Below are 23,599 nucleotides of genomic sequence, written 5' to 3' on the forward strand. Positions count from 1 at the left end.
CGATGGGGTCATGACGATGCGCCGGCCCGGTCCGCTGTGGTGGCTCTGGTACGCCATGGGCGGCGGGCTGCCCACCCGGTACCGCGACTGGGTGCTGCACGACGTCTCGACGCGGACGTGGGCGCTGCGGCAGCTGGCGCGCTCGGTCGTGCAGGTGGTGCCCTTCGGCATCGTGCTGGTGCTGGTGGTGCCCGGGGAGCTGTGGGTCCGGCTGGTGGCCGTGCTCGGCGGGGCGCTGGTGGGGCTGATCTACGCGGCGTCGTTCGTCCATCTGACGACCGAGCACCGTTCGGTCAAGGCGGGCTGGGAGCCGGGCCGGGCCGAGGCGGAGCGGGAGCGGCGTACGGCCCCCGAGCGGGAGGCCGCGGCGCGGCGCTACGAGGAGCGCTACCGCTGACCTACTCGGCGTCGGCGGTGAGCTTGGCGATCTCCACGTCCAGGTCCATCCGGCCCTCCTCGTCACCGAACGCGACCAGCTCGTCGGTGGCCTCGACGAAGTGCCGCAGCAGGTCGCGGTCGACCTCCAGGACGGCGCGGCCGTCGGTGGAGCGGATCTCGATCTCGACGATGTCGTAGCCCTGCACCGTCTGCGGGCTCATCCGGATGTCGCCCTCTCCGGTGGCCTCGTCCAGCGCGTCGCGCACCAGGTCGCGCGCGACCAGCCACTCGACCCAGCGGTCGGCCCTGGTCCGGACGGCGAGGGTGACGGCGAACGGGTCGGCGGCGTCGTAGCTCCAGCGCGTCACGACGGGAGCGGGCTGGCCGTGGAGCACGGTGAACATGTCCTGCGAGACCGTGTCGATGGCGTCCATGGTGGCCCCCTGGGGTCCGGGTGTCCGCCGCTGCTGCGACGGTGTCAACGAACAGATCGCCGGTCGGGCCGCCGACGCTTCACTTCCGGCCGCTGTTCACCCGAACAAGTGAGCCGGTCGCCGTCCGTCACGCCGGGGTGTCGGCGGTGACCACCCAGATGCCGCCGGCGTCGGTGCGGCCGGGCTGCTCGACGGTCAGGACGTGGCGCGCCCCGCCGGGCCCGGTGACCTCGACGGAGCCGTCCGACGCGGTCGCCGTGGCGTCGGTCCAGCCCAGCGCCGCGGCGGCGTAGGAGCGCGCGACCTCGGCGGGGTCGAGCAGCCACGGCTGCGCCCCGCCGTCGGCGGCCTCCTGGAGGCCGGCGGCCTCCGCGTCGCTGCGGGCGGGCCACGGCAGTTCCACCGCGGCCGCCGGGGCTCCGGAGGGGGCGGGCGGTGCGGGCGGGGAGGTCGACGGGGCGGGGCCGGTGGGGGAGCCGCAGCCGGCCAGCAGGGCGCAGGCGGCCACCGACGTCACGAGGATGCGGCGCAGGATCACGGGCCGGACGCTAGCCCGGCGGGCCGTCCCGGCCGCCGGCGTCCGCGCGGCGCGTCCGGGTGGCCCCGGCCCTCCGGTGGGACGGGGAGCGGCCGCGTCCGCCGATCACCTAGGGTTCGTCACCGGCAGAGCGGCTACTTCACGAGGTGAGCAGATGACCGGGTCGGCAGAGGCCTTCTACGCGGCGCGCGCGTTCCTGCAGGAGCACCGGACCGACTACGACACGGCCTACCGCGACTTCGCCTGGCCGGAGATCGACGAGTTCAACTTCGCGCTCGACCACATCGACGCCGTCGCGGCCGACCCGCAGCGCGGGGCGCAGCGGGCGCTGTGGATCGTCGAGGGCGACGGGTCGGAGGCGCACTGGACCTTCGCGGAGCTCTCGGAGCGGTCGAACCGGGTGGCCAACTGGCTGCGCGCCCAGGGCGTGGCCCGCGGCGACCGGATCATCCTCATGCTCGGCAACCAGGTCGAGCTCTGGGAGACCATGCTCGCAGCCATGAAGCTGGGCGCCGTCGTCATCCCGGCCACGACGCTGCTCACGGCGTCGGACCTGCGCGACCGGCTCGACCGCGGCGCGGCCCGGCACGTCGTGGTGGGCGGGGCGGACGCGGCCAAGTTCGACGACGTCGAGGGCGACTACACGCGGATCGCCGTGCGCGGCGCACCCGAGGGCTGGCTCGACTACGCCGCCGCCGCGGACGCGCCCGCCGAATTCACCCCGGACGGGGTGACCCGGGGCAGCGACACGCTGCTGCTCTACTTCACCTCCGGCACCACCGCGAAGCCCAAGCTCGTCGAGCACACCCACGCCAGCTACCCCGTCGGGCACCTGTCCACGATGTACTGGATCGGGCTGGAGCCCGGCGACGTCCACCTCAACATCTCCTCGCCGGGCTGGGCCAAGCACGCGTGGAGCAACGTGTTCGCGCCGTGGATCGCCGAGTCCTGCGTGCTCGTCATGAACTACGCGAAGTTCGACGCCCAGAGCGTGCTCGACGTGCTCGACCGCTGCGGCGTCGACAGCTTCTGCGCCCCGCCCACCGTGTGGCGCATGCTCATCCAGGCCGACCTCTCGGGCCTGGCGAACCCGCCGCAGAAGGTCGTCGGCGCGGGGGAGCCCCTCAACCCCGAGGTGATCGAGCAGATCGAGAAGGCGTGGGGCGTCCGGATCCGCGACGGGTTCGGGCAGACCGAGTCGACCGTGCAGATCGGCAACCCGCCCGGGCAGACCGTCAAGCCCGGCTCGATGGGGCGCCCGATCCCCGGCTACCCGATCGTCCTGGTCGACCCGGCCACCGGCGAGGCGGGCGTCGAGGAGGGCGAGATCTGCATCGACCTGGCGCGGCGCCCGCTCGGGCTGATGGTCGGCTACGCCGGTGACCCGGAGCGCAACGCCGAGGCGATGGCCGGCGGGTACTACCACACCGGCGACGTCGGCTCCCGCGACGCGGACGGCTACATCACCTACGTCGGGCGCGCCGACGACGTGTTCAAGGCCTCGGACTACCGGATCTCGCCGTTCGAGCTGGAGAGCGTGCTCATCGAGCACCCGGCGGTGGCGGAGGCGGCGATCGTGCCGTCGCCCGACCCCGTCCGGCTCGCCGTCCCGAAGGCCTACGTGGTGCTGGCCGCGGGCTACGAGCCCACCGAGGAGACCGCGCGGGACATCCTGCAGTTCGCCCGCGAGTACCTGGCCCCCTACAAGCGGATCCGGCGCCTGGAGTTCTTCGAGCTGCCCAAGACGATCTCGGGCAAGATCCGCCGCGTCGAGCTGCGCGGGCGCGAGGGCGAGCTGCACGCCCAGGACGGCGCGACCCCACCCGGCGAGTTCACCCTCTAGTACGGGTACCCGCGGGAGCGGGAACCCGTCGGGCACGACACCATGGGACACGACCACTGAAACGGTTCCGGTACGCGGGGCGAACGCCCGGCGCCACCGGAACCGGCGGCGACGAGGGGGACTCGTGGACGTGACCCAGAAGTCCGGGCTGGCCGGCGAGATGGCCGCGATGCCGCACGTGTGGCGGCGGCTGCTCGCCGCCCACGTGCCCGACCGGCTGGGCCGCTGCACCTCGTGCCGGCACTCCAGCGGCTCGGGGGAGAAGTGGCCGTGCAACCTGCACCGGGTGGCCGCGGAGGCCGAGCGGCTCTACGACCTGCAGCTCGGTCAGGCGGTGGGTGCCGAGTAGTGCCCGGGCCAGTCCCGGTAGCGGATGCGGGTGATCTCCAGGAGCTCGCCGACGGTCGACCACTCGTCGCGGCCGAGGCGGGCCAGCGGGCGCAGCCGGTCGATCCGGGGCAGGCCGCCGTCGTGCGGGTCGCCGTCGAACACGTCGGTGCGCACCGAGGCGTGCACGACCCGGCCGATGACGACGGTCGAGTCCCCGAGCGTCAGGGCCTGCTCCAGGCGGCACTCCAGCGCCACCGGTGACTCCGCCACCCGCGGCGGTGCCACCCGCTCGCTCGGCTCGGCCGTCAGCCCCACCGCGGCGAACTCGCTGACGCCCGCCGGGAAGTCCGTGCCGGTGGCGTTGACCTGCTCGAACAGCGGCTCGGTCGCCAGGCACACGACGAACTCGCCGGTCTCGCGCGCGTTGGTCAGCGAGTCCTTCACCCCCACGCTGGTGAACTGGACCATCGGCGGGTCGACGCAGGCGACGGTGAAGAACGAGTGCGGGGCCAGGTTGTCGACGCCCGCGGCCGAGCGCGTGCTCACCCAGGCGATCGGGCGGGGCACGACCACGGAGGTCAACAGGCGGTAGAAGGGCCCGGCGCCCAGCTCGGTCGGGTCCAGGTCGGTGCGCATGCCCGCGATCATGCCCCGGACGCCGCGGCGCCGCGCGGCCCGTCGTAGGTTCGCGGCGTGAGATCGCGCGCAGCCGGGCTGCTGCTGGGGGTCCTGGCCGACGCCGCGTTCGGCGACCCGCGCCGCGGCCACCCCGTCGCCGGGTTCGGCACCGTCGCCGCGGCACTGGAGCGCCGGGTCTACGCCGACGGCCGCCTCGCCGGGGCCGGGTACACCGCGCTGCTGGTGGGGGCCGCGGCCGGGCTCGGGCTGCTCGCCGAGACCGCCGGGCGCCGGCGTCCGGTGCTCGGGGCCGCGCTGACGGGGGCGGCGACGTGGGCGGTCCTCGGGGGTGCGTCGCTGGCCGGGCACGGGGCGGCGCTGGCGCGGGAGCTGGGCGCCGGACCGTCGCCGGCCCACCGGGGCCCGGTGGGCCCGGGGCCGGACCTGGCCGCGGCGCGGCGGCGGCTGCCCTCGCTGTGCGGGCGCGACCCGGAGTCGCTCGACGCCGCCGGGATGGCCCGGGCCGGGGTGGAGTCGCTGGCCGAGAACACCTCCGACGCCGTGGTGGCCCCCCTGTTCTGGGGCGCGGTCGCCGGGGTGCCCGGACTGCTCGGGTACCGCGCCGTCAACACGCTGGACGCGATGGTCGGCTACCGGTCGCCGCGGTACCGGCGGTTCGGGTGGGCCGCGGCCCGGCTCGACGACGCCGCGAACCTCGTCCCGGCCCGGGTGTGCGCGGCGCTGTGCACGGTGCTGGCCCCCGCCGTCGGGGGCTCGCCGTCCGACGCCGTGGCCGCCTGGCGCCGGGACGCGGGCGGGCACCCGTCGCCCAACGCCGGACCGGTCGAGGCCGCCGCGGCCGGGGCGCTGGGCGTCGGGCTCGGGGGACGGACGGTGTACGCGCACGGGGTCGAGGAGCGGCCCCGACTCGGCTCCGGCCCGCCGCCCACCCCGGACGACCTGCACCGCGCGGCCCGCCTGTCCCGGCTGGTGGGCGCGGCGGCGGCGGCGGTGCTGGCGGTCGCGGTGGCCGCCCGGAACGGCCCCCGGACGCCGCGGCGACCGCTCAGCGGGCGAGCGGGGCCTCGTCGTCCTCGCCGGACAGGGCGCGGCGCAGGGCGGAGCGGTCGGGCCGGCCGCGGCGCTGCAGCAGCTCCAGGCGGATGAAGTAGCCGAGCGCGACCAGGGCGATGATGCCGAAGGTGATCCACTGCAGGGCGTAGGACAGGTTCGTGAACGGCGCGCCGCCGCTGGGGGGCAGCACCGGCAGCGGGGTGAGCACGCCCGGCTCGCCCGCGGCGAGCTGCAGCCGCCCCGGTTCGAGCGCGAGACCGGTGGCGGTGGCGAGCAGGCGCGAGTCGGCGACGTAGAGCTGCCGGAACCCGGCCTCGTCGAGCACGCGGCCCTCGGGGTCGGTCTGGTCGACGCGCAGCCGCCCGGTGAGCGTCACCTCGCCCGCGGGCGGTGGCGCGATCTCGGGGGTGACCGAGCCGCTGGAGGTCTCGACGGTGCCGCGCGCGACCGTCAGCAGGCGCCCGTCGGTGGTGCGGAACGGGGTGAGGACCTCGACGGCGGGGCGGCCGTCGACGACGCGGAGGCGGACCAGGCCCTGGTCGTCGGGCAGGTAGGTGCCGGTGACCTGCGCCTGGCGCCACTCGACGTCGGGGGTGACGCCGAACGGGGTGATCGTGCCGATCGGGGCAGGCGGGGTGGCGGAGGCGGCGTCGATGGCCTGCTGCTGGGCCTCCCGCTCGGCCTCCCGGCCGAACTGCCACGGCGCCAGGAACGTGTAGCAGGCCACCACGAACGCGAGCACCGCGAGGACGAGGGCCAGCCAGCCCGGACGCAGGAGGAACCGCACGCCCCTACGGTAGTCGGCGTGCGCGGAGGACTGCTGGTGGCCGGGACGACGTCGGACGCGGGCAAGAGCGCGCTCGTCGCCGGGATCTGCCGGGTGCTGGCCCGGCGTGGGGTGCGGGTCGCGCCGTTCAAGGCGCAGAACATGAGCAACAACTCAGTGGTGACCCCCGACGGCGGCGAGATCGGCCGGGCCCAGGCGATGCAGGCCCACGCCTGCGGGCTCGCGCCGAGCACGGCGTTCAACCCGGTGCTGCTCAAACCGGGCAGCGACCGCAGCTCCCAGGTGGTCGTGCTGGGCCGGGTCGACGGGACGGTGAGCGCCCGGTCCTACTACGACCGCAAGGCCGCGCTGCTCGACGTCGTCGTCGACACCCTCACCGACCTGCGGCGCCGCTACGACGTGGTGGTCTGCGAGGGCGCCGGCTCACCCGCGGAGATCAACCTGCGGGGCTCCGACATCGCCAACATGGGGCTGGCGCAGGCCGCCGACCTGCCGGTCGTCGTCGTCGGCGACATCGACCGCGGCGGGGTGCTCGCCCACCTGTTCGGCACCCTCGCCGTCCTCGACGCCGCCGACCAGGCCCGCATCGCCGGGTTCGTCATCAACAAGTTCCGCGGCGACCCGGGGCTGCTCGCGCCAGGGCTCGACCAGCTCCGCGCCCTCACCGGACGCCCGACGCTCGGCGTCGTCCCCTGGGCCGACGGGCTGTGGCTCGACGCCGAGGACTCGCTCTCGGTCGTCTCCGACGGCGTGCTCGGCCGTCCGGCCCCGCCGCACGGCGACGCCTGGCTGCGGGTCGCGGTCGTCCGGTTCCCGCGGATCTCCAACGCCACCGACGCCGAGGCGCTGGCCTGCGAGCCGGGTGTCGCGGTGCGCTACGTCACCGAGGCCTCGCGGCTGGCCGACGCCGACCTGGTCGTGCTGCCCGGCTCGAAGTCCACCGTCGCCGACCTCGCCTGGCTGCGCCGCACCGGGCTCGCCGACGCCGTCGCCGCGCACGCCCGCGCCGGGCGCCCGGTGCTCGGGATCTGCGGGGGCTACCAGATGCTCGGGCGGCGGATCGCCGACCCGCACGGCGTCGAGACCGGCGACGCCGTCGGGCTGGGGCTGCTCGACCTGGAGGTCGAGTTCGACGTCGACAAGCACCTGGGCAACCCCACCGGCACCGCATGGGGCGAGCCGGTGCGCGGGTACGAGATCCACCACGGGCGGGTGGTGCGGTCCGGGGACCCGGGGCTGGTCGGCCCCGAGGGGTCCGAGCGGGGACACGTGTGGGGCACCCACTGGCACGGCCTGCTGGAGAACGACGGCTTCCGGCGCCGGCTGCTGGAGCGGGTGGGCCGCGCGGGGTTCGTCGCGGCGCCCGACACCTGCTTCGCCGACGAGCGCGAACGCCAGCTCGACCTGCTCGGCGACCTCGTCGAGCAGCACGTCGACACCTGCACACTTGAGCATGTGATCAGTCACGGTGCGGGCCCGGACCTCCCGACGGTGACCTCCGGTCTGGCAGGGTCCCGTCCGTGACCCAGGTGCAGTTCCCGTTCTCCGCCGTCGTCGGCCACGACGACCTCCGTCTCGCGCTGCTGCTCAACGCCGTGCACCCGGGCGTCGGCGGGGTGCTCGTGCGGGGGGAGAAGGGCACCGCCAAGTCGACGGCCGTGCGTGCGCTGGCCGCGCTGCTCCCCGCGCTGGACGTGGTGCCGGGGTGCCGCTTCGGCTGCTCGCCGTCGGCGCCGGACCCCGGCTGCCCCGACGGCCCGCACGGCGGCGGGCCCGCGGAGACCCGCCCCGCGCGCCTGGTCGAGCTGCCCGTCGGCGCCACCGAGGACCGGCTCGTCGGCTCCCTGGACCTGGAGCGCGCGCTGTCCCACGGCGTCCGCGCCTACCAGCCGGGCCTGCTCGCCGACGCGCACCGCGGCGTGCTCTACGTCGACGAGGTCAACCTGCTGCACGACCACCTCGTCGACCTGCTCCTCGACGCCGCCGCGATGGGCCGCGCGCACGTCGAGCGCGACGGGGTGTCGGTGTCGCACGCGGCGCGGTTCCTGCTGGTCGGGACCATGAACCCGGAGGAGGGCGAGCTGCGGCCGCAGCTGCTGGACCGCTTCGGGCTCGCGGTCGAGGTGCGGGCGTCGCGCGAGGTCGGCACCCGGGTGGAGGTCGTGCGACGGCGGATGGCGTTCGAGGACGACCCGGCGGCCTTCGCCGCCGGGTGGAGCGCCGCCGAGGCGGAGACCGCGGCCCGGATCGTCGCGGCGCGCGCCCGGGTCGGCGCGGTCGCGCTGCCCGACGCCGAGCTGCGCCGCATCGCCGCGGTCTGCGCCGCGTTCGACGTCGACGGGATGCGCGCCGACCTGGTCATCGCCCGCGCCGCGGTGGCGCACGCCGCGTGGCGCGGGGCGGAGGCGGTGGAGGAGCAGGACGTGCGCGTCGCCGCCCGCCTGGCCCTGCCGCACCGCCGCCGTCGCGACCCGTTCGACGAGCCCGGCATGGACGAGAACGCCCTCGACGACGCGCTGCGCGACGCCGCCGGGCAGGACGGCCCCGGCCAGGACGACCCCGGGAACGGCGGCTCGGGCGATGGCGGCCCCGGCGATGGTGGCCCCGAGGACGGTGGCCCCGAGGACGGCGGCCCCGAGGACGGCGGCCCCGGCGATGGTGGCCCCGACGACGGCGGCCCCGACGACGACGGCCCCGGGGGCGGCGGCCCCGACGGGGGCGGGAGCCCGGATCCCGCCCGGGCGAACGGCACCGTCACCCGACCGGACCGGGCGAACGGCCCGCTCGCGCCGGCGCGGGAGGGCCCCGGCTCCCCGCACGCCGACGCGCCCGCCCCGCCGGCCACCGCGACGTTCCGGGCCCGCCGGCTCGAGGTCCCGGGCGTCGGCGAGGGCGCGCCGGGCCGGCGCTCGCGTGCCCGCACCGACGCCGGGCGGGTGGTCCGCGCGGGCGCCGGGGCACCCACCCGCGCCGCGGACGTCCACCTGGCCGCCACCCTCGCCGCCGCCGCGCCGCACCAGCGCTCCCGCGGTCGCCGCGGACCGGGCCTGGTCCTGCGCCCCACCGATCTGCGCCGCACCGTGCGGGAGGGGCGGGAGGGCAACCTCGTGCTCTTCGCCGTCGACGCGTCGGGCTCGATGGCGGCCCGGACGCGGATGTCGGCGGTGTCGGGGGCGGTGCTGTCGCTGCTGCGTGACGCCTACCAGCGCCGCGACAAGGTCGGCCTGGTCACCTTCCGCGCGGGCGGCGCCGAGCTGGTGCTGCCGCCGACCTCCAGCGTGCCCGCGGCGCATGCCCGGATGGCCGGGATGCGGACGGGCGGGCGCACCCCGCTGGCCGAGGGCCTGCTGCGCGCCCGCGAGGTGCTGCGCGTCGAGCGCCTGCGCGACCCGCGTCGCCGCCCGCTGCTCGTGCTGCTCACCGACGGGCGGGCGACCGTCGGCGTGTCCGGCGACCCGGTGGCCGACGCGTGCCGGGCCGCCGCCCTGCTCGCCGCCGACGGCGTCGCGACCGTCGTCGTCGACTGCGAGAGCGGGCCGGTCCGCCTCGGGCTCGCCGCCCGGATCGCGGCGGCCGCCGGGGGCGAGCTCGTCGGCATCGGAGAGCTGAGCGCCGACCGGGTCACCGGCGTCGTCCACGCGGCGAGGGCGGCCTGATGCCGCAGGGCAGGGTGGAGCACACCCCCGACGACGGGCTCACGACCCGCCAGCGCCGCAACCGGCCGCTGCTCGTCGTCCACACGGGGACGATGAAGGGCAAGTCGACCGCGGCGTTCGGGCTGGCGCTGCGCGGGTGGAGCCAGGGCTGGTCGATCGGGGTGTTCCAGTTCGTCAAGTCGGCGAAGTGGAAGGTCGGCGAGGAGGCGGCGTTCCGGGCGCTGGACCGCGTCCACGCCGAGACGGGCGAGGGCGGGCCCGTCGAGTGGCACAAGATGGGGGAGGGCTGGAGCTGGGCGCGCAAGCCCGGCACCGAGGCCGACCACGCGGCCGACGCGCTGGAGGGCTGGCGCGAGATCCGCCGGCGGATCGAGGCCCAGACCCACGAGGTCTACGTCCTCGACGAGTTCACCTACCCGCTCAAGTGGGGGTGGGTGGACGTGCACGAGGTCGTCGAGGTGCTGGCCGCGCGGCAGGGCCGCCAGCACGTGATCGTCACCGGGCGCGACGCGGCGCCGGAGCTGATCGCCGCCGCCGACCTCGTCATGGAGACGACGAAGATCAAACATCCGATGGACGCCGGCCAGAAGGGCCAGCGGGGAATCGAGTGGTGATGCAGCAGATCAGGTTGGGCAACACCGGGTTGCAGGTCTCGCGGATCTGCCTGGGGATGATGAGCTACGGGTCGCCGGACTGGCGCGACTGGGTGCTCGACCTCGACGCCTCGCGCCCGCTGGTGCGCGCCGCCGTCGACGCCGGGATCACCTTCTTCGACACCGCCGACATGTACTCGCTGGGCGCGAGCGAGGAGGTGACGGGCACGCTGCTGCGCGAGTGCTTCGCCGACCGCGAGGACTACGTGCTCGCCACGAAGGTGTTCATGCCGATGAGCGACCGCCCCAACGCCGGCGGCCTGTCGCGCAAGCACGTCCTCGCCTCGATCGACGCGTCGCTGCGCCGGCTGGGCACCGACCACGTCGACCTCTACCAGATCCACCGGTGGGACCCCGGGACCCCGATCGAGGAGACGATGGAGGCGCTGCACGACGTCGTGCGCGCCGGGAAGGCCCGCTACATCGGGGCGTCGAGCATGTACGCCTGGCAGTTCGCGAAGGCCCAGCACACCGCCGACCTCGGCGGCTGGACGCGGTTCGTCTCCATGCAGGACCACTACAACCTGATCTACCGCGAGGAGGAGCGGGAGATGCACCCGCTGTGCCTCGACCAGGGCGTCGGGGTGATCCCGTGGAGCCCGCTGGCCCGCGGGCGGCTGACGCGGCTGCCCGAGCAGGCCACCACCACCCGCGCCGGCAGCGACCCGATCGCCGACCGCATGTACGGCGAGGCCGACGACGCCGTGGTGCGCGCCGTCGCCGAGGTGGCGAAGGCCCGCGACCTGCCGATGGCGCGGGTGGCGCTGGCCTGGATGCTGCACCGCGAGACCGTCACCGCGCCGATCGTCGGAGCGACGAGGGCGGGACACATCGAGGACGCGGTCGCCGCGGTGGACGTGGAGCTGGGCGACGACGAGATCGCGGCGCTGGAGGCCCCGTACGTGCCGCACCCGGTGCTCGGGCACACGTGACCGTCGGGGTCCCCGGCCCCCGCCGGCCGTGACCGCGCGGGCGCTGGTCGTCGGGGCGCCGTCGTCGGGCTCGGGGAAGACCACCGTCGCGACCGGGCTGATGGCCGCGCTGCGGCGCCGGGGCACCGTCGTCGCGCCGTTCAAGGTCGGGCCCGACTACATCGACCCCGGCTACCACACGCTCGCCGCGGGCCGGCCCGGCCGCAACCTCGACCCGGTCCTCGTCGGCGAGGACCGGATCGCCCCACTGGCGCGGCACGGTGCGGCGGGGGCGCAGGTGGCCGTCGTCGAGGGCGTGATGGGCCTGTTCGACGGCCGCCTGGCCGACGGGGCCGGGTCCACCGCGCACGTCGCGGGGCTGCTCGGGGCTCCGGTCGTGCTGGTCGTCGACGTGCGGGGTCAGTCGCGCAGCCTCGCCGCCGTCCTGCACGGGTTCCGCTCGTTCGACCCGGGCGTGCGCGTCGCCGGGGTCGTGCTCAACCGGGTGGGGAGCCCGCGCCACGAGGACGTCCTGCGGGCCGCGGCCGAGGAGGTCGGGCTCCCGGTGCTCGGTGCCCTGCCGCGGCGCGACGCGCTGGCCGTCCCGTCGCGCCATCTCGGGCTGGTCACCGCCGCGGAGCACGGGGCCGCCGCGCACGGCGCCGTCGACGCGATGGCCGATCTGGTGGCCGCCCACGTCGACCTGGACGCGGTGCTCGCGCTGGCCACGCCGCTGCCGGCCGGGCCGGTGTGGGACCCGGTGACGGAGATCGGGGGACTCGCGGACGGAGAACGGGGGACTCGCGGGCGCAGGACGGGGGACTCGCGGGTGGTGGGGGTGTTCGGGGGCGCGGCGTTCACGTTCGGGTACGCCGAGCACGTCGAGCTGCTGGCCGCCGCGGGGGCCGAGGTGGTGGTGGTCGATCCGCTGCGCGAGGAGGCGTTGCCGCCGGGGACGGGTGCGCTCGTCGTCCCGGGCGGGTTCCCCGAGGAGCACGCCGCCGCCCTGGGCGCCAACGCCGCGCTGCGGGCGGCGGTCCGGGAGCTGGCCGCGTCCGGGGTGCCGGTGCACGCGGAGTGCGCGGGGCTGCTCTACCTGTGCGCCTCGCTCGACGGCGCCCCGATGTGCGGGGTCCTGCCGGCGACGGCGGCCATGACCGACCGGCTGACGCTGGGCTACCGCGACGCCGTCGCCCCCGGGGGATCGGTGCTGTGGGCGGCGGGGGAGCGGGTCACCGGGCACGAGTTCCACCGGTGCGCGGTGGCCCCGCGGGCGGGCGCGGACCCGGCATGGGTGTGGCGGGGCGCCGAGCCGGAGGGCTGGCTGGTCGGCGGGGTGCACGCCTCGTTCCTGCACACCCACCCGGCCGGCGATCCCGCGGCGGTCGGGCGATTCGTCTCCCGCTCACTCTCCGTGGGGGCTACTGTGGAGTAGGTCACTCGACGAGGAGGACGCATGGTGGAGCGACTGTCGCCGCTGGACTCCTCGTTCCTGTTCATGGAGGGGACCACCACCGCCATGCACGTGGGCGGGCTGATGACCTTCGAGCCCACGGGTGGCCACGGCCCGGCCGACTTCGACGCGTTCATCGGGCTGATCGGTGAGCGTCTGGCCGCGGTGCCGCGCTACCGGCAGAAGATCCGCGAGGTCCCCGGGCGGCTCGGGCTCCCGGTCTGGGTCGACGACCCCGACTTCGACCTCGGCTTCCACGTCCGCCGCTCCGCGCTGCCCGCGCCGGGCACGCCGGAGCAGCTGCGCGAGCTCGTGGGGCGGCTGCAGGGCCGCCAGCTCGACCGCTCCCGCCCGCTGTGGGAGATCTACCTGGTCGAGGGCCTGGAGGACGGCGGGTTCGCGATCGTCACCAAGACCCACCACGCCATGGTCGACGGCCTGTCCTCGATCGACATCGGCGCGGTGCTGCTCGACCTCACCCCCACCCCGCGCCCGTCCGAACCCGACGACTGGCGGCCGCGGCGCGAGCCGTCGTCGGTGGAGCTGGCCGTCGACGCCGTGCTCGACCAGCTCCGCCGCCCCCAGCACCTGCTGGGCACCGCGCGCCGCGCCGTCGCCGACGTGCGGACCGCGGCCACCGCCGTCGCGCAGACGGCGGGGGCGGTGCTCGCGACCGTCGGCACCACCCGGCCCGCACCCTCGCACCCGCTCAACGCCGCCATCGGCCAGCAGCGCCGCTACGGCACCACCGCCGGCCTGCTCGACGACCACAAGGCCATCCGCAAGGCGCACGGCGGCACCGTCAACGACGTGGTGCTGGCGGTGGTCGCGGGCGGGCTGCGGCGCTGGCTCGCCACCCGCGGGGAGGACGTCCGGCCGGGGGCGACGGTGCGGGCGATGGTGCCGGTGAGCGTCCGGGCCCCCGGGGCGCAGCTGGGCAACCAGATCTCGGCGCTGTTCGTCGACCTGCCGGTGGGGGAGCCTGACCCGGTCGCCCGGCTGGAACGGATCACCGCGGCGATGCTGGCGCACAAGCGCGGCGGGCAGGCGATCGGGGCGGGGGCGCTGGTCGGGCTGGTCGGGCTCACCCCGCCCACGCTGCACAGCCTCGGCGCGCGGCTGTCCAGCTCGCTGTCGGCGCGGGTGTTCAACGTCGTCGTCACCAACGTCCCCGGTCCGCAGTTCCCGCTCTACGCGATGGGCGCGCGGATGCGCGACATGTACCCCGTGGTGCCGCTCGCGAAGGGCCAGACGGTCTCGATCGGTATCACCTCCTACGACGGCGGCGTCTTCTACGGACTCAACGCCGACCGCGACGCGATGGGCGACGTCGACGTGCTGGCCGCGTCGATCGGTGAGGCACTCGACGAGTTGAGGGGGACGGTCTGATGCGCACAGGACTCGTGCTCGGCGCAGGCGGCATCCTGGGGTCGGCGTGGATGGCCGGCGCGCTGTCCGCGCTGGCCCCGCGGCTGGACCGCCCGCTCGGCGACCTCGACCTCGTGCTGGGCACCAGCGCGGGCAGCGTCCTGGGCGCGGCGCTGCGCTGCGGCATGACGCTGCCGGAGCTGCTGGCCCACCAGCACGGCATGGCCCCGGCCCAGATCGCCGCCGACCTCGACGGCGACCTGCCCGACATGCGCACCCTGGAGCGCGAGTCCGGCGACGGCCTGCCGCCGGTCCCGCTGCCCTGGATCGGCTCGCCGCGGCTGCTGGCCTGCGCGGTGGCGCGCCCGCGGTCGATCAACCCGTGGGTGGCCGCGTCGGGGCTGCTGCCGGCCGGGCGGGGCCGGATGGGCTCGCTGGCCACGATGGTGGGCGCGCTGCAGACGCGGCTGGGCGTCACCACCGACGGCTGGGTGCCCGGGCCGCCGCTGTGGATCGCGGCCGTCGACTACGACTCCGGGCGCCCCGTCGTGTTCGGGCGTGCGGGCGCCCCGCCGTCGACGATCGGGGAGGCGGTGCTGGCGTCCTGCTCGATCCCCGGCTGGTTCACCCCGCAGGTGATCGGCGGGCGCCGCTACGTCGACGGCGGGGTGGCCTCCAGCACGTCGCTGGGCCTGCTGGCCGGGCCCGACGCCCCCGAGCTCGACGAGGTGTACGTGCTGGCGCCGATGGCCAGCCACGTCTACGACCGCCCGCGCGACCCGCTCTCGGTCGCCGAGCGCGGCGTCCGGCGGGTGTTCACGCGCTGGCTCGACGCCGAGGTGCGCGCGGTCCGCGAGGCGGGCGTGCGGGTGCACGTGCTCACCCCCGGGCCCGAGGACCTCGCCGCGATGGGCGGCAACCTGATGAACCCGCGCCGCCGCGAGCGGGTGCTGGAGACCTCCCTGGTCACCTCCGCCGCGGCGCTGGCCGCGCCGGAGGCGGGCAGCAGCGCGGCGTAGGCGGTGCGTCCGGGCTCACGCCCCCGAGCGGCCCCGGTGCGCGGTCCGTGGGTGACACTGACCCCGTGAAGAACGGACGTGTCTCCTTCGTCGGCGCCGGTCCCGGTGCGGCCGACCTCATCACCCTGCGCGGTGCGCGGCGCATCGCCGAGGCCGACGTGGTGGTGTGGGCGGCGTCGCTGGTGATGGAGGAGTGCGTCACCGAGCACGCCCGCCCCGGCGCCGAGCTGGTCGACTCCTCGCAGATCGCCCACGACGACGTCCTCGCGCTCTACCGCCGCGCCGCCGCCGAGGGGCTCGCCGTCGCCCGGGTGCACTCGGGCGACCCGTCGCTGTGGGGGGCGGTGCAGGAGCAGTACGACGCCGCCGTCGAGATCGGGCTGGAGGTCGAGATCGTGCCCGGGGTGTCGGCGTTCGGGGCCGCCGCGGCGGCCGCGGGCCGCGAGCTGACCATCCCCGAGGTGGCGCAGTCGGTGGTGCTGTGCCGGCTGGAGGGCGGCAAGACCCCGATGCCCGAGCGCGAGAAGCTGCGCGAGTTCGCCCGGCACGGCACCACGATGGCGATCTTCCTGTCCGCGGCGCGCACCTCCCAGATGGTCGACGAGCTGCGCGCGGGCGGGTATCCCGAGGACACCCCGGTCGTGGTCGCCTACCGCACCACCTGGCCCGACGAGCTGACGATCCGCTGCCGCCTCGACGAGGTCGTCGCGGTGTGCCGGGAGCGCAAGCTGTGGCGCCAGACGCTGTTCCTGGTCGGGGCCGCGCTCGGCGCCTCCGGCACCCGCTCGCACCTCTACCACGCGGGCCACTTCCACACCTTCCGCAAGCCCGACGCGGAGGCCCGGCGCGCCCTGCGCGCCGCCCGCTCCGCCACGCCGTGACCGGACCGGCGGCCGCTGACCGCCCCCCGCGTGCACCGATCACCGGGGCGGCGGTGTGCTGACCGTCGTCGGGGTCGACGGCGGGCCGCTGCCGCCGGGGGCGGTCGAGGCGCTGGCCCGGGCGCAGGTCGTCACCGGCGCAGGCCGTTACCTGCACCTCGCCCCGGACACGGCGCAGCGGGTCGAGATGGGGCCGGTCGACCCCGCCCTCGACGCGCTGGCCGGCCGCCGCGGGGTCGTGCTGGCCAGCGGGGACCCGGGGTTCTTCGGCATCGTCCGGCTGCTGCGCGCCCGCGGGCACACCCCGGTCGTGCTGCCGGCGTGCTCGGCGGTGCAGCGGGCGTTCGCGCGGATCGGGCGGCCCTGGGACGACGTCGCCGTGGTCAGCGCGCACGGTCGCGCGCTCGGCCCGGCCATCAACGTCTGCCGCGCCCGCGCCGCCACCGCCGTGCTCACCGCGCCCGGCGCCGGCCCGGCCGAGATCGGGGCGGCGCTGACGGGGTGGCGGCGCACGCTGGTCGTCGCCGAGGACCTGGACGGGCCGCACGAGCAGGTCACCACGGTGACCCCGGAGCAGGCGGCCGCCCGCACCTGGCGCGACCCGAACGTCGTGCTGTGCCTGCGCGACCCCGATGCGGTCCCCGGGGCGGGCTGGCTCGCCGGGGGCGGGTGGGCGCAGGGTGCGGACGGGTGGGCGCTGCCCGAGCCCGCCTTCGCCCACCGGGACGGGATGATCACCAAGTCGGAGGTGCGGGCGCTGGCGCTGGCCCGGCTCGCCCCGGCGCCGGGACGGCTGATCTGGGACGTCGGCGCGGGTTCCGGCTCGGTCGCCGTCGAGTGCGCCCGCCTCGGCGCGGCGGTGATCGCCGTGGAGCGCCGCCCCGACGACGCCGACCGGATCCGGGCCAACGCCGCTGCCCACGACGTCGACGTCCGCGTCGTGCAGGGGGCCGCCCCGGCCGCGCTGGCGGACCTGCCCCGGCCCGACGCGGTGTTCGTCGGCGGGGGTGGTCCCGACGTGGTCGCGGCGGTGGTCGGGGCGCCGCGGGTCGTCGTCGCCCTCGCCGCGCTGGACCGCCTCGCCCCCACCCGCCACGCCCTGCGCGGCCACCGCGTCGACGGGGTCCAGCTCGCCGCGTCCCGGCTCGCGGAGCTGCCCGACGGCACCGTCCGCCTCGCCGCCACCAACCCGATAATCCTGCTCTGGGGAGAAGCCACATGATCGCGCTGTTCGCCGTCACCGACGCCGGGCGCCGGGCCGCCGCCGAGCTCGCCCCCGCACTCGGGGCGCAGCTCCGGACGCTCGACGAGCTGCCCGCGCTGTGGCCCGAGCTCGACGGCGCCGTGTTCCTCCTCGCCGCCGGCGCCACCGTCCGGCTGGTCGCGCCCCTGCTCGCCGACAAGCACACCGATCCCGGGGTGGTCTGCGTCGACGAGGCGCGCCGCTTCGCCGTCGCCCTGTGCGGTGGCCACGAGGGCGGGGCCAACGCGCTCGCCGTCCGCGTCGCGGCGGTGCTCGGCGCCGAGCCGGTGGTCACGACCGCCTCCGACGCCGCCGGGTCCACCGGTCTCGACGAGCTCGCGGCGGTCCTCGACGCCGAGATCGACGGCGACGCGGCCGCCGCGGGCACCGCCCTGCTCGACGGCGCCGCGCTCGTCGAGAACCCGCTCGGCTTCCCGCTGCCCCCGCTCCCGCCGCTGACCGGGGAGCCCCGGCACACCATCACGATCAGCGACCGCGCCGCCCCCGGTGCCGCCCCGGCGTGGACGGTGCTGGTGCCCAGGACGCTGGTCGTGGGCATCGGGAGCGCCCGCGGGGTGCCCGCGGCGGCGGTCGCGGAGACGCTGCGCCGCGTCGAGACCGAGCTCGGCTTCGACCTGCGGGCGGTGCGCGCGGTCGCGTCGGTCGACCTCAAGGCCGACGAGGCCGGCATCCTCGCCGCGATCGCGCCGCACGAGCTGCACACCTACCCGGCCGACGTGCTCGCGGCCGTCGAGGTGCCCAACCCCAGCGAGGTCGTGCGGGCCGAGGTCGGCACGGCCAGCGTCGCCGAGGCCGCGGCGCTGCACCACGCGGGCCCGGGGGCCGAGCTGGTCGTCGAGAAGATCAAGGGCGACAACGTCACCGTCGCCGTCGCCAGGGTGCGCCCCCGTGGGCGCCTGGCGATCGTCGGGCTGGGCCCGGGCGCGGCCGACCTGCGGGTGCCCCGCGCCGACGCCGAGCTGCGGCGGGCGTCGATCGTGGTGGGGCTCGACCAGTACGTCGACCAGGTGCGCCACCTGCTGCGCCCCGGCACCGAGCTGCGGATCAGCGGGCTGGGCGAGGAGGAGCAGCGCGCCGCCGACGCCGTCGCACTGGCCGCGAAGGGGCACGCGGTCGCCCTGATCGGCTCCGGCGACGCCGGGATCTACGCGATGGCCAGCCCCGCGCTGGAGGGGGCGGGCGCCGACATCGACGTCGTCGGGGTGCCCGGGGTGACCGCGGCGCTGTCGTCGTCGGCGCTGCTCGGGGCGCCGCTGGGCCACGACCACGTGCTCATCTCCCTGTCGGACCTGCACACCCCGTGGCCGGTGATCGAGCAGCGGGTGGCCGCCGCGGCCGCGGCCGACCTCGTCACCGTCTTCTACAACCCGCGCAGCCGCGACCGGCACTGGCAGCTCGGCGCCGCCCTCGACGCCTTCCGCGCGCACCGGCCGCCGACCACGCCGGTGGGGGCCGTGCGGCAGTCCGGGCGGGCCGGGCAGCGGGTGTGGACGGCGCCGCTCGCCGAGTTCGACCCGGCCGAGGTGGACATGCTCACCACCGTGGTCGTCGGGTCGTCCACCACCCGGATGGTGGCGGGGCGGATGGTCACGCCGCGGGGATACCGCTGGAGCTGATCGCCCGGCCCGAACCTGTCGGCCCCCTCACGGTCCGCGTCACCGCACCGGACCCCGGGTTAGGGTGGCCGCCGGACCGCGCGGGAACCCGGTGCCACTCCGGGGCGGTCCCGCCACTGTGACCCCTGACCGAGGGGGAGCCAGACCCCGCGCGTCGCCACCACCACCCACCGCACCGGGCGAGGAACCCGGGGAGGAGCCAGCGTGCGCACCGTGCACCCCATCGAGACCGAGTCGTACGCGATCCTGCGCACCCGGCTCGACACCGCCGACCTCCCGCCGCTCACCCGCGCGGTCGTCGAGCGGATCGTGCACACCACCGCCGACCCCACCTGGGCGGGCGACCTGGTCTGCGACGAGGACGCCCTGCGCGCCGGCCGCGCGGCCCTGCTGGCGGGCGCGCCGTTGATCGCCGACGTACGGATGGTCGCCGTCGGGATCACCGCCCGCCCGTCGACGGTCGCGCTCGATCTCGCCCCCGTCGCCGAGCAGGGGCTGACGCGCTCGGCCACCGGCATCCGCCGGGCGGCGCAGAGCCACCCCGACGGCGCCGTCTGGGTGATCGGCAACGCGCCCACCGCGCTCGACGAGCTGCTGCGCACCGGCGTGCGGTCGCCACTGGTGATCGGCCTGCCGGTCGGGTTCGTCGGGTCGGTCGCCGCGAAGGCCGCGCTGCGCGACGCCGGGTGGCCGGCGATCTCGAACCGTTCCGAACGCGGGGGCGCCGCCGCGGCGGCCGCCGCCGTCAACGCCCTGCTGTACTGCGAGGAGTCCGCATGAACCCCCCACTGATGCTCGCCGGCCACGGCACGGTCGACGCCGCGGGGGTGGCCGAGTTCGTCGCCTTCACCGAGCGCCTGCGCGCCCTGCTGGCCCCCGAGGACGTCGACGTCGACGGCGGGTTCATCGAGCTGTCGCAGCCCACCGTGCACGAGGCGTGGACGCGGCTGACCGAGCGCGGGCACACCCACCGCGCCGCCGTGCCGATGGTGCTGGTCGGGGCCGGGCACGCGAAGGGCGACATCCCCGCCGCGCTGGAGCGCGAGGTGCGCCGCGAGCCCGGCACCAGCTACGTGTTCGGCCGCCCGCTGGGCCCGCACCCGGTGCTGCTGGAGATCCTGGAGACGCGGATCGCCGAGGTCGCCCCCACCGAGGGCACCGCGGTGCTGCTGGTCGGCCGCGGCTCGACCGACCCCGACGCGAACGCCGAGGTCGCGAAGGTCGCGCGGCTGCTGCAGGAGGGCCGCGGGTACGACTTCGTCGAGCCCGCGTTCGTCTCGCTGGCCCGCCCCGACGTCGCCACCGGGCTCGCCCGCTGCCGGGCGCTCGGCGCGACCCGCGTCGTCGTCGCCCCCTACTTCCTGTTCGACGGCGTGCTGCCGCGCCGGGTCCGCGACCAGGCCGCCGCGTTCGCCGCCGACCACCCCGACGTGGACGTCCGCAGCGCGGGCTATCTCGGTGACACCGACGCGCTGGCCGGGCTGGTCGTCGAGCGCTACCGGGAGGCGCTGCACGGCGACATCCGGATGAACTGCGACACCTGCGCCTACCGCGTGCTGCTGCCCGGGTTCGAGGACAAGCTCGGCGCGCCGCAGACCCCGCACCACCACCCCGACGACCCGTCGACCGGCCACGGCCACGGCCACGCCCACGGGCACGCCGGGTGATCACCGTGGACCCCTACCTCGCCGGGCTGGTGCTCGCCGGCCGCCGGGTCGTCGTGGTCGGCGGCGGCACCGTCGCGCAGCGCCGGATCACCGGGCTGCTGACGGCCGGGGCCGACGTCCTCGTCGTGGCGCCGCAGGTCACCCCGGCCGTGGAGGGCATGGCGACCGCCCGGGAACTGACCTGGGAGGCCCGCGGCTACCGCGAGGGCGACCTCGACGGCTCCTGGTACGCGGTCACCTGCACCGACGACGCGCAGGTCAACGCGGCCGTGGCCGCGTCGGCGGAACGGCTCCGCGTGTTCTGCGTCCGCGCCGACGACGCGACCGGCGGCACCGCCGTCACCCCGGCCGTCGGGCACCACGACGGGATCACCGTCGGTGTGCTCGCCGGCCGCCGCCCGCGCCGCTCCGCCGCCGTGCGCACCGCGCTGGTCGAGGCGCTCGCGACAGGGCTCGTCGACGACACCGCCGAGCCCGTGACGCCGGGCGTCGCGCTGGTCGGCGGGGGCCCGGGGGACCCGGAGCTGATCACCGTGCGCGGGCGGCGGCTGCTGGCCCGCGCCGACGTCGTGGTCACCGACCGGCTCGGCCCCCGCGACCTGCTCGACCACCTCGACCCGCACGTCGAGGTCGTCGACGCCTCGAAGATCCCCTACGGCCGGGCGATGAACCAGGCCCGGATCAACGAGCTGCTGATCGAGCACGCGCGGGCCGGGAAGTTCGTGGTGCGGCTCAAGGGCGGCGACCCCTACGTCTTCGGCCGCGGCTTCGAGGAGGCCCTCGCGTGCGCGGAGGCGGGGGTGCCGGTCACCGTCGTCCCCGGCGTGACCAGCGCGTTCGCCGCGCCCGCCGTCGCCGACGTGCCCGTGTCGCACCGCGGGGTGGCGCACGAGATCGTGGTGGTGTCCGGGCACGTCGCCCCCGACGACCCGCGCTCGCTCGTCGACTGGCCGGCGCTGGGCCGGCTGCGGGGCACGATCGTGCTGCTCATGGCCGTCGAGCGGATCGGGCACTTCGCCTCGGCCCTGATCGACGGCGGGCGCCCGCCCGACACCCCCGTCGCGGTCGTGCAGGACGGCACCATGCGCATCCAGCGCTCGGTGCGCGCCACGCTGGCCACCGTCGCCGACGTGGTGCGCGACGAGGGCATCAGCCCGCCCGCCGTGGTCGTGGTCGGGCCGGTGGCGGGGCTGGCCGAGCAGATCACCGGCCCGCCCGCGACCTGACCGGGCCCGCCGCGGTGGGCGGGCCCGGCCGGCTCGGGTCCCTGCTCGCCGGCTCGGATCAGAGCGAGAGCAGGCGGTCGAAGAAGCTGCGGTAGCGGCGCAGGGCCAGGCGCAGGTCCTCGGTGGAGGTGTCGTCGGTGTCGAGCCCGTGCTCGAGCCCGGCCCGCTGCTCGCGGAACAGCCGCTCCAGCTCGTCGAGCACCTCACCGACCAGCGCGTCGGCCTGGCGGACGGCCTGGCGCGGCTCGTCCACGAACGCCCCCTTCACCGCGTCCCAGCGCGCGCCGTACTCCTGGGCGCGCGGCTGCGGGAACAGCCGCTCCCGGCCGCTCGCGTCGTCACCCATGGCGGGGGTGCCGTGGGGCGCGGCGCCGTGGGAGGGGTCCGGCCCCGCCGCGGACGGTGCGGGCCCGGCGTGCGCCGGTCCGCCGGCGTTCCGCCCGTCGGTGGCGGCGGCGTGGCCGTCGGCCGGCCGGTCGCCACCGGCCCACCGGTCGTCGGCCCGCCGGTCCCCGGTGGCCGCCGCGGGGGCGACCCCGGCCGCCGCGGCGGCGCCCGCCCCGGCGGCCCCCGGTCCGGCCGTACCCGGTCCGGCCACATCCGGTCCCGGAGCGCTCGTCCCGGTACGGGGGTGGACGGGGGCGGGACCGTCGTGCGGCTGCTCGGGACGGGCGGGGGCGCCGTGTCCCTCCCGGTTCGGGGGACCGCCGACCGGCGCGGTCTGCGCCGGGGCCTGGCCCTGCGGCGCACCTGCGGGCGCGCCGGGGGCGGCCTGCGGGCCGGGTGCTACGGGGGGCGCGCCGTGCGCGGGCGGCGGGGCGTCACCGGCCGGGGGCGCCTGCCCGGCGCCCGCGCCCGGTCCGGGCACGGGCTGGGTCAGGCCGTCCGCGTCCCCCGGGGCCCGGGTGCCGTCGGGATGGCGGCCGTCCACGTGGCCGCCGTCCACGTGGCCGCCGTCCCCGTGGCCGCCGTCCCCGTGGCCGCCGTCCCCGTGGCCGCCGTCCATCTGGCGGGTGTCCCCGTGCCGGGCACCGGCGTGCGGGTCCTCCTCGTGGCGGCCCAGCAGGTCGTCGATGACGCCGCGGACGCCGCCGCGGGGCCGGTCGGCGTGGTGGTCGTCGGGGCGGTCGGGGGTGCTCATCGCGTCGGCTCCTCGGTGGTGCTGCGGTGGGTGCGGTGGCGGCCGTTGGAGTGCGGGTCGCCGGCGTGCGGGTCGCCGTGACGGGTGTCGTGCCCGAGCAGGGCCTCGACCAGCGAGCGGTAGGAGGTGACGGCGTGGCGCTGCTGCTCGGTGTCGGCGCGACCGTGCTCGGTGGCGTCGCGGACGGCGCGGGCCTCGCGGTAGTGGGCCACGACGTCGGGGTGCTCGACGGAGATGTCCTCGGCCCGCTGCTCGAAGTCGTCGACCGGGTAGCCGCGGGTGCGCATGATCTCCACGACGAGGACGTCGGCCTGGCGCACGGCGTGCACCGGGTCGTCGACGAACCCGCGCTGGATCTCGACCCACGACGCGTCGAACCGGTCGCGCTCCTCGGGCCGCAGGTCGCGGACGTCGAGCGAGCGGTGGCGCTTCTCGCGCTCGACGAGGCGGGCCTCGGTCTCGCGCGGGTCGCCGGTCTCGGCCAGCGTGCGGTCGTACTCGGAGCCGTAGCGCTCCTGGAGGCGCTCGGAGCGCCGCCGTCGGGACAACAGGGCTCCGGCGACGCCGAGGGCGATCACGAGCACCACGACGACGACGATCAGGACGATGACGGTGGGTTCCACCGGACACCTCTCTGTCTCTGGGGGACGATTCCGTGTGGCGGACGCCACACTCGATCGAGTGAACCGTTGTGCAGGGGTGCCCGAAGGTCGGTCGTCGCTAAACCCCGCCGGTGGGTCAC

23 protein-coding genes and 1 riboswitch are annotated in these 23,599 nt (G+C 76.7%); of the genes, 17 read left to right on the plus strand and 6 right to left on the minus strand.

Annotated elements, in window-relative coordinates:
• Positions 1-10 precede the first annotated feature (10 nt).
• A complete protein-coding gene (locus tag PHY01_RS19365; RefSeq protein ID WP_141280443.1) occupies positions 11-397 on the plus strand; it encodes a DUF5313 family protein in 387 nt (128 codons plus the stop codon).
• 1 nt (position 398) lies between these two features.
• On the opposite strand, the gene PHY01_RS19370 is transcribed toward PHY01_RS19365, so the two are convergent.
• Together PHY01_RS19370 and PHY01_RS19375 are read right to left on the minus strand one after the other, a co-directional pair.
• Complete coding sequence (locus PHY01_RS19370) at positions 399-812, minus strand: SsgA family sporulation/cell division regulator (protein WP_141280444.1); 414 nt, start codon at positions 810-812, stop codon at positions 399-401.
• A gap of 127 nt (positions 813-939) precedes the next feature.
• The gene (locus tag PHY01_RS19375; RefSeq protein WP_141280445.1) at positions 940-1,350 is read right to left on the minus strand and encodes a hypothetical protein; all 411 of its coding nucleotides are present in this window, start codon (positions 1,348-1,350) and stop codon (positions 940-942) included.
• Between the two features lie 154 nt (positions 1,351-1,504).
• Here PHY01_RS19375 and PHY01_RS19380 point away from each other — a divergent pair, with 154 nt between their 5' ends.
• Both PHY01_RS19380 and PHY01_RS19385 read left to right on the plus strand, forming a co-directional pair.
• A complete protein-coding gene (locus PHY01_RS19380) occupies positions 1,505-3,193 on the plus strand; it encodes an AMP-binding protein (RefSeq protein ID WP_141280446.1) in 1,689 nt (562 codons plus the stop codon).
• A gap of 124 nt (positions 3,194-3,317) precedes the next feature.
• Positions 3,318-3,542: a hypothetical protein gene (locus PHY01_RS19385; RefSeq protein ID WP_141280447.1), complete on the plus strand. Its 225-nt coding sequence runs from the start codon at positions 3,318-3,320 to the stop codon at positions 3,540-3,542.
• On the opposite strand, the gene PHY01_RS19390 is transcribed toward PHY01_RS19385, so the two are convergent.
• Positions 3,521-4,159, minus strand: coding sequence for a flavin reductase family protein (locus tag PHY01_RS19390; RefSeq protein WP_141280448.1), 639 nt, complete (start codon positions 4,157-4,159; stop codon positions 3,521-3,523). The genes PHY01_RS19385 and PHY01_RS19390 overlap by 22 nt on opposite strands.
• A gap of 57 nt (positions 4,160-4,216) precedes the next feature.
• Here PHY01_RS19390 and PHY01_RS19395 point away from each other — a divergent pair, with 57 nt between their 5' ends.
• The gene (locus tag PHY01_RS19395) at positions 4,217-5,308 is read left to right on the plus strand and encodes a cobalamin biosynthesis protein (protein WP_141280449.1); all 1,092 of its coding nucleotides are present in this window, start codon (positions 4,217-4,219) and stop codon (positions 5,306-5,308) included.
• On the opposite strand, the gene PHY01_RS19400 is transcribed toward PHY01_RS19395, so the two are convergent.
• Positions 5,208-6,002 (minus strand): SURF1 family cytochrome oxidase biogenesis protein, encoded by a 795-nt coding sequence (locus tag PHY01_RS19400; protein ID WP_141280450.1) that lies wholly within the window; start codon positions 6,000-6,002, stop codon positions 5,208-5,210. The genes PHY01_RS19395 and PHY01_RS19400 overlap by 101 nt on opposite strands.
• Positions 6,003-6,020: 18 nt before the next feature.
• On the opposite strand from PHY01_RS19400, the gene PHY01_RS19405 reads away from it, so the two are divergent.
• The 13 genes from PHY01_RS19405 to cobA all read left to right on the plus strand — a co-directional run bounded on the left by PHY01_RS19405 (position 6,021) and on the right by cobA (position 21,716).
• Positions 6,021-7,526: a cobyric acid synthase gene (locus PHY01_RS19405; RefSeq protein WP_141280451.1), complete on the plus strand. Its 1,506-nt coding sequence runs from the start codon at positions 6,021-6,023 to the stop codon at positions 7,524-7,526.
• A complete protein-coding gene (locus PHY01_RS19410; protein WP_141280452.1) occupies positions 7,523-9,658 on the plus strand; it encodes a putative cobaltochelatase in 2,136 nt (711 codons plus the stop codon). Before PHY01_RS19405 ends, PHY01_RS19410 begins: the two co-directional genes overlap by 4 nt.
• Positions 9,658-10,272, plus strand: a complete 615-nt coding sequence (cobO, locus tag PHY01_RS19415; RefSeq protein WP_141280453.1) for a cob(I)yrinic acid a,c-diamide adenosyltransferase — start codon at positions 9,658-9,660, stop codon at positions 10,270-10,272. The genes PHY01_RS19410 and cobO overlap by 1 nt, the downstream gene beginning before the upstream one ends.
• On the plus strand, positions 10,272-11,243 hold the full coding sequence (locus tag PHY01_RS19420) for an aldo/keto reductase (protein WP_141280454.1): 972 nt from the start codon (positions 10,272-10,274) through the stop codon (positions 11,241-11,243). Before cobO ends, PHY01_RS19420 begins: the two co-directional genes overlap by 1 nt.
• Before the next feature lie 28 nt (positions 11,244-11,271).
• The gene (locus PHY01_RS19425) at positions 11,272-12,657 is read left to right on the plus strand and encodes a cobyrinic acid a,c-diamide synthase CobB (protein ID WP_141280455.1); all 1,386 of its coding nucleotides are present in this window, start codon (positions 11,272-11,274) and stop codon (positions 12,655-12,657) included.
• 21 nt (positions 12,658-12,678) lie between these two features.
• Positions 12,679-14,064: a WS/DGAT/MGAT family O-acyltransferase gene (locus tag PHY01_RS19430; RefSeq protein ID WP_141280456.1), complete on the plus strand. Its 1,386-nt coding sequence runs from the start codon at positions 12,679-12,681 to the stop codon at positions 14,062-14,064.
• Complete coding sequence (locus PHY01_RS19435; protein WP_141280457.1) at positions 14,064-15,062, plus strand: patatin-like phospholipase family protein; 999 nt, start codon at positions 14,064-14,066, stop codon at positions 15,060-15,062. The genes PHY01_RS19430 and PHY01_RS19435 overlap by 1 nt, the downstream gene beginning before the upstream one ends.
• Positions 15,063-15,127: 65 nt before the next feature.
• A complete protein-coding gene (gene cobM / locus PHY01_RS19440; RefSeq protein WP_141280458.1) occupies positions 15,128-15,943 on the plus strand; it encodes a precorrin-4 C(11)-methyltransferase in 816 nt (271 codons plus the stop codon).
• Positions 15,944-15,998: 55 nt separating this feature from the next.
• Positions 15,999-17,165: a precorrin-6y C5,15-methyltransferase (decarboxylating) subunit CbiE gene (gene cbiE / locus PHY01_RS19445; protein ID WP_141280459.1), complete on the plus strand. Its 1,167-nt coding sequence runs from the start codon at positions 15,999-16,001 to the stop codon at positions 17,163-17,165.
• A complete protein-coding gene (cobJ, locus tag PHY01_RS19450; RefSeq protein WP_141280460.1) occupies positions 17,162-18,823 on the plus strand; it encodes a precorrin-3B C(17)-methyltransferase in 1,662 nt (553 codons plus the stop codon). The genes cbiE and cobJ overlap by 4 nt, the downstream gene beginning before the upstream one ends.
• A gap of 81 nt (positions 18,824-18,904) precedes the next feature.
• A riboswitch (cobalamin riboswitch) is annotated at positions 18,905-18,973 on the plus strand.
• 54 nt (positions 18,974-19,027) lie between these two features.
• Positions 19,028-19,603: a precorrin-8X methylmutase gene (locus PHY01_RS19455; RefSeq protein WP_141280461.1), complete on the plus strand. Its 576-nt coding sequence runs from the start codon at positions 19,028-19,030 to the stop codon at positions 19,601-19,603.
• Positions 19,600-20,490, plus strand: a complete 891-nt coding sequence (locus tag PHY01_RS19460) for a sirohydrochlorin chelatase (protein ID WP_141280462.1) — start codon at positions 19,600-19,602, stop codon at positions 20,488-20,490. Before PHY01_RS19455 ends, PHY01_RS19460 begins: the two co-directional genes overlap by 4 nt.
• Positions 20,487-21,716: a uroporphyrinogen-III C-methyltransferase gene (gene cobA / locus PHY01_RS19465; RefSeq protein ID WP_373865363.1), complete on the plus strand. Its 1,230-nt coding sequence runs from the start codon at positions 20,487-20,489 to the stop codon at positions 21,714-21,716. Before PHY01_RS19460 ends, cobA begins: the two co-directional genes overlap by 4 nt.
• A 58-nt stretch (positions 21,717-21,774) precedes the next feature.
• Here cobA and PHY01_RS19470 read toward each other — a convergent pair whose 3' ends face one another.
• Both PHY01_RS19470 and PHY01_RS19475 read right to left on the minus strand, forming a co-directional pair.
• The gene (locus PHY01_RS19470; protein ID WP_141280463.1) at positions 21,775-22,857 is read right to left on the minus strand and encodes a hypothetical protein; all 1,083 of its coding nucleotides are present in this window, start codon (positions 22,855-22,857) and stop codon (positions 21,775-21,777) included.
• Complete coding sequence (locus PHY01_RS19475; RefSeq protein WP_174824137.1) at positions 22,854-23,480, minus strand: hypothetical protein; 627 nt, start codon at positions 23,478-23,480, stop codon at positions 22,854-22,856. The genes PHY01_RS19470 and PHY01_RS19475 overlap by 4 nt, the downstream gene beginning before the upstream one ends.
• Between the last annotated feature and the right edge of the window lie 119 nt (positions 23,481-23,599).

Source organism: Pseudonocardia hydrocarbonoxydans, from assembly GCF_006539565.1.
Lineage (GTDB): Bacteria > Actinomycetota > Actinomycetes > Mycobacteriales > Pseudonocardiaceae > Pseudonocardia > Pseudonocardia hydrocarbonoxydans.

Excerpts from the sequence above, each read along its gene's own strand:
- PHY01_RS19365 (WP_141280443.1), top strand. The coding sequence starts at position 11 with ATGACGATGCGCCGGCCCGGTCCGCTGTGGTGGCTCTGGTACGCCATG.
- PHY01_RS19370 (WP_141280444.1), bottom strand. The coding sequence starts at position 812 with ATGGACGCCATCGACACGGTCTCGCAGGACATGTTCACCGTGCTCCAC.
- PHY01_RS19380 (WP_141280446.1), top strand. The coding sequence starts at position 1,505 with ATGACCGGGTCGGCAGAGGCCTTCTACGCGGCGCGCGCGTTCCTGCAG.
- PHY01_RS19390 (WP_141280448.1), bottom strand. The coding sequence starts at position 4,159 with ATGCGCACCGACCTGGACCCGACCGAGCTGGGCGCCGGGCCCTTCTAC.
- cobO (WP_141280453.1), top strand. The coding sequence starts at position 9,658 with ATGCCGCAGGGCAGGGTGGAGCACACCCCCGACGACGGGCTCACGACC.
- PHY01_RS19420 (WP_141280454.1), top strand. The coding sequence starts at position 10,272 with ATGCAGCAGATCAGGTTGGGCAACACCGGGTTGCAGGTCTCGCGGATC.
- PHY01_RS19430 (WP_141280456.1), top strand. The coding sequence starts at position 12,679 with ATGGTGGAGCGACTGTCGCCGCTGGACTCCTCGTTCCTGTTCATGGAG.
- PHY01_RS19435 (WP_141280457.1), top strand. The coding sequence starts at position 14,064 with ATGCGCACAGGACTCGTGCTCGGCGCAGGCGGCATCCTGGGGTCGGCG.
- cobJ (WP_141280460.1), top strand. The coding sequence starts at position 17,162 with ATGATCGCGCTGTTCGCCGTCACCGACGCCGGGCGCCGGGCCGCCGCC.
- PHY01_RS19460 (WP_141280462.1), top strand. The coding sequence starts at position 19,600 with ATGAACCCCCCACTGATGCTCGCCGGCCACGGCACGGTCGACGCCGCG.
- PHY01_RS19470 (WP_141280463.1), bottom strand. The coding sequence starts at position 22,857 with ATGAGCACCCCCGACCGCCCCGACGACCACCACGCCGACCGGCCCCGC.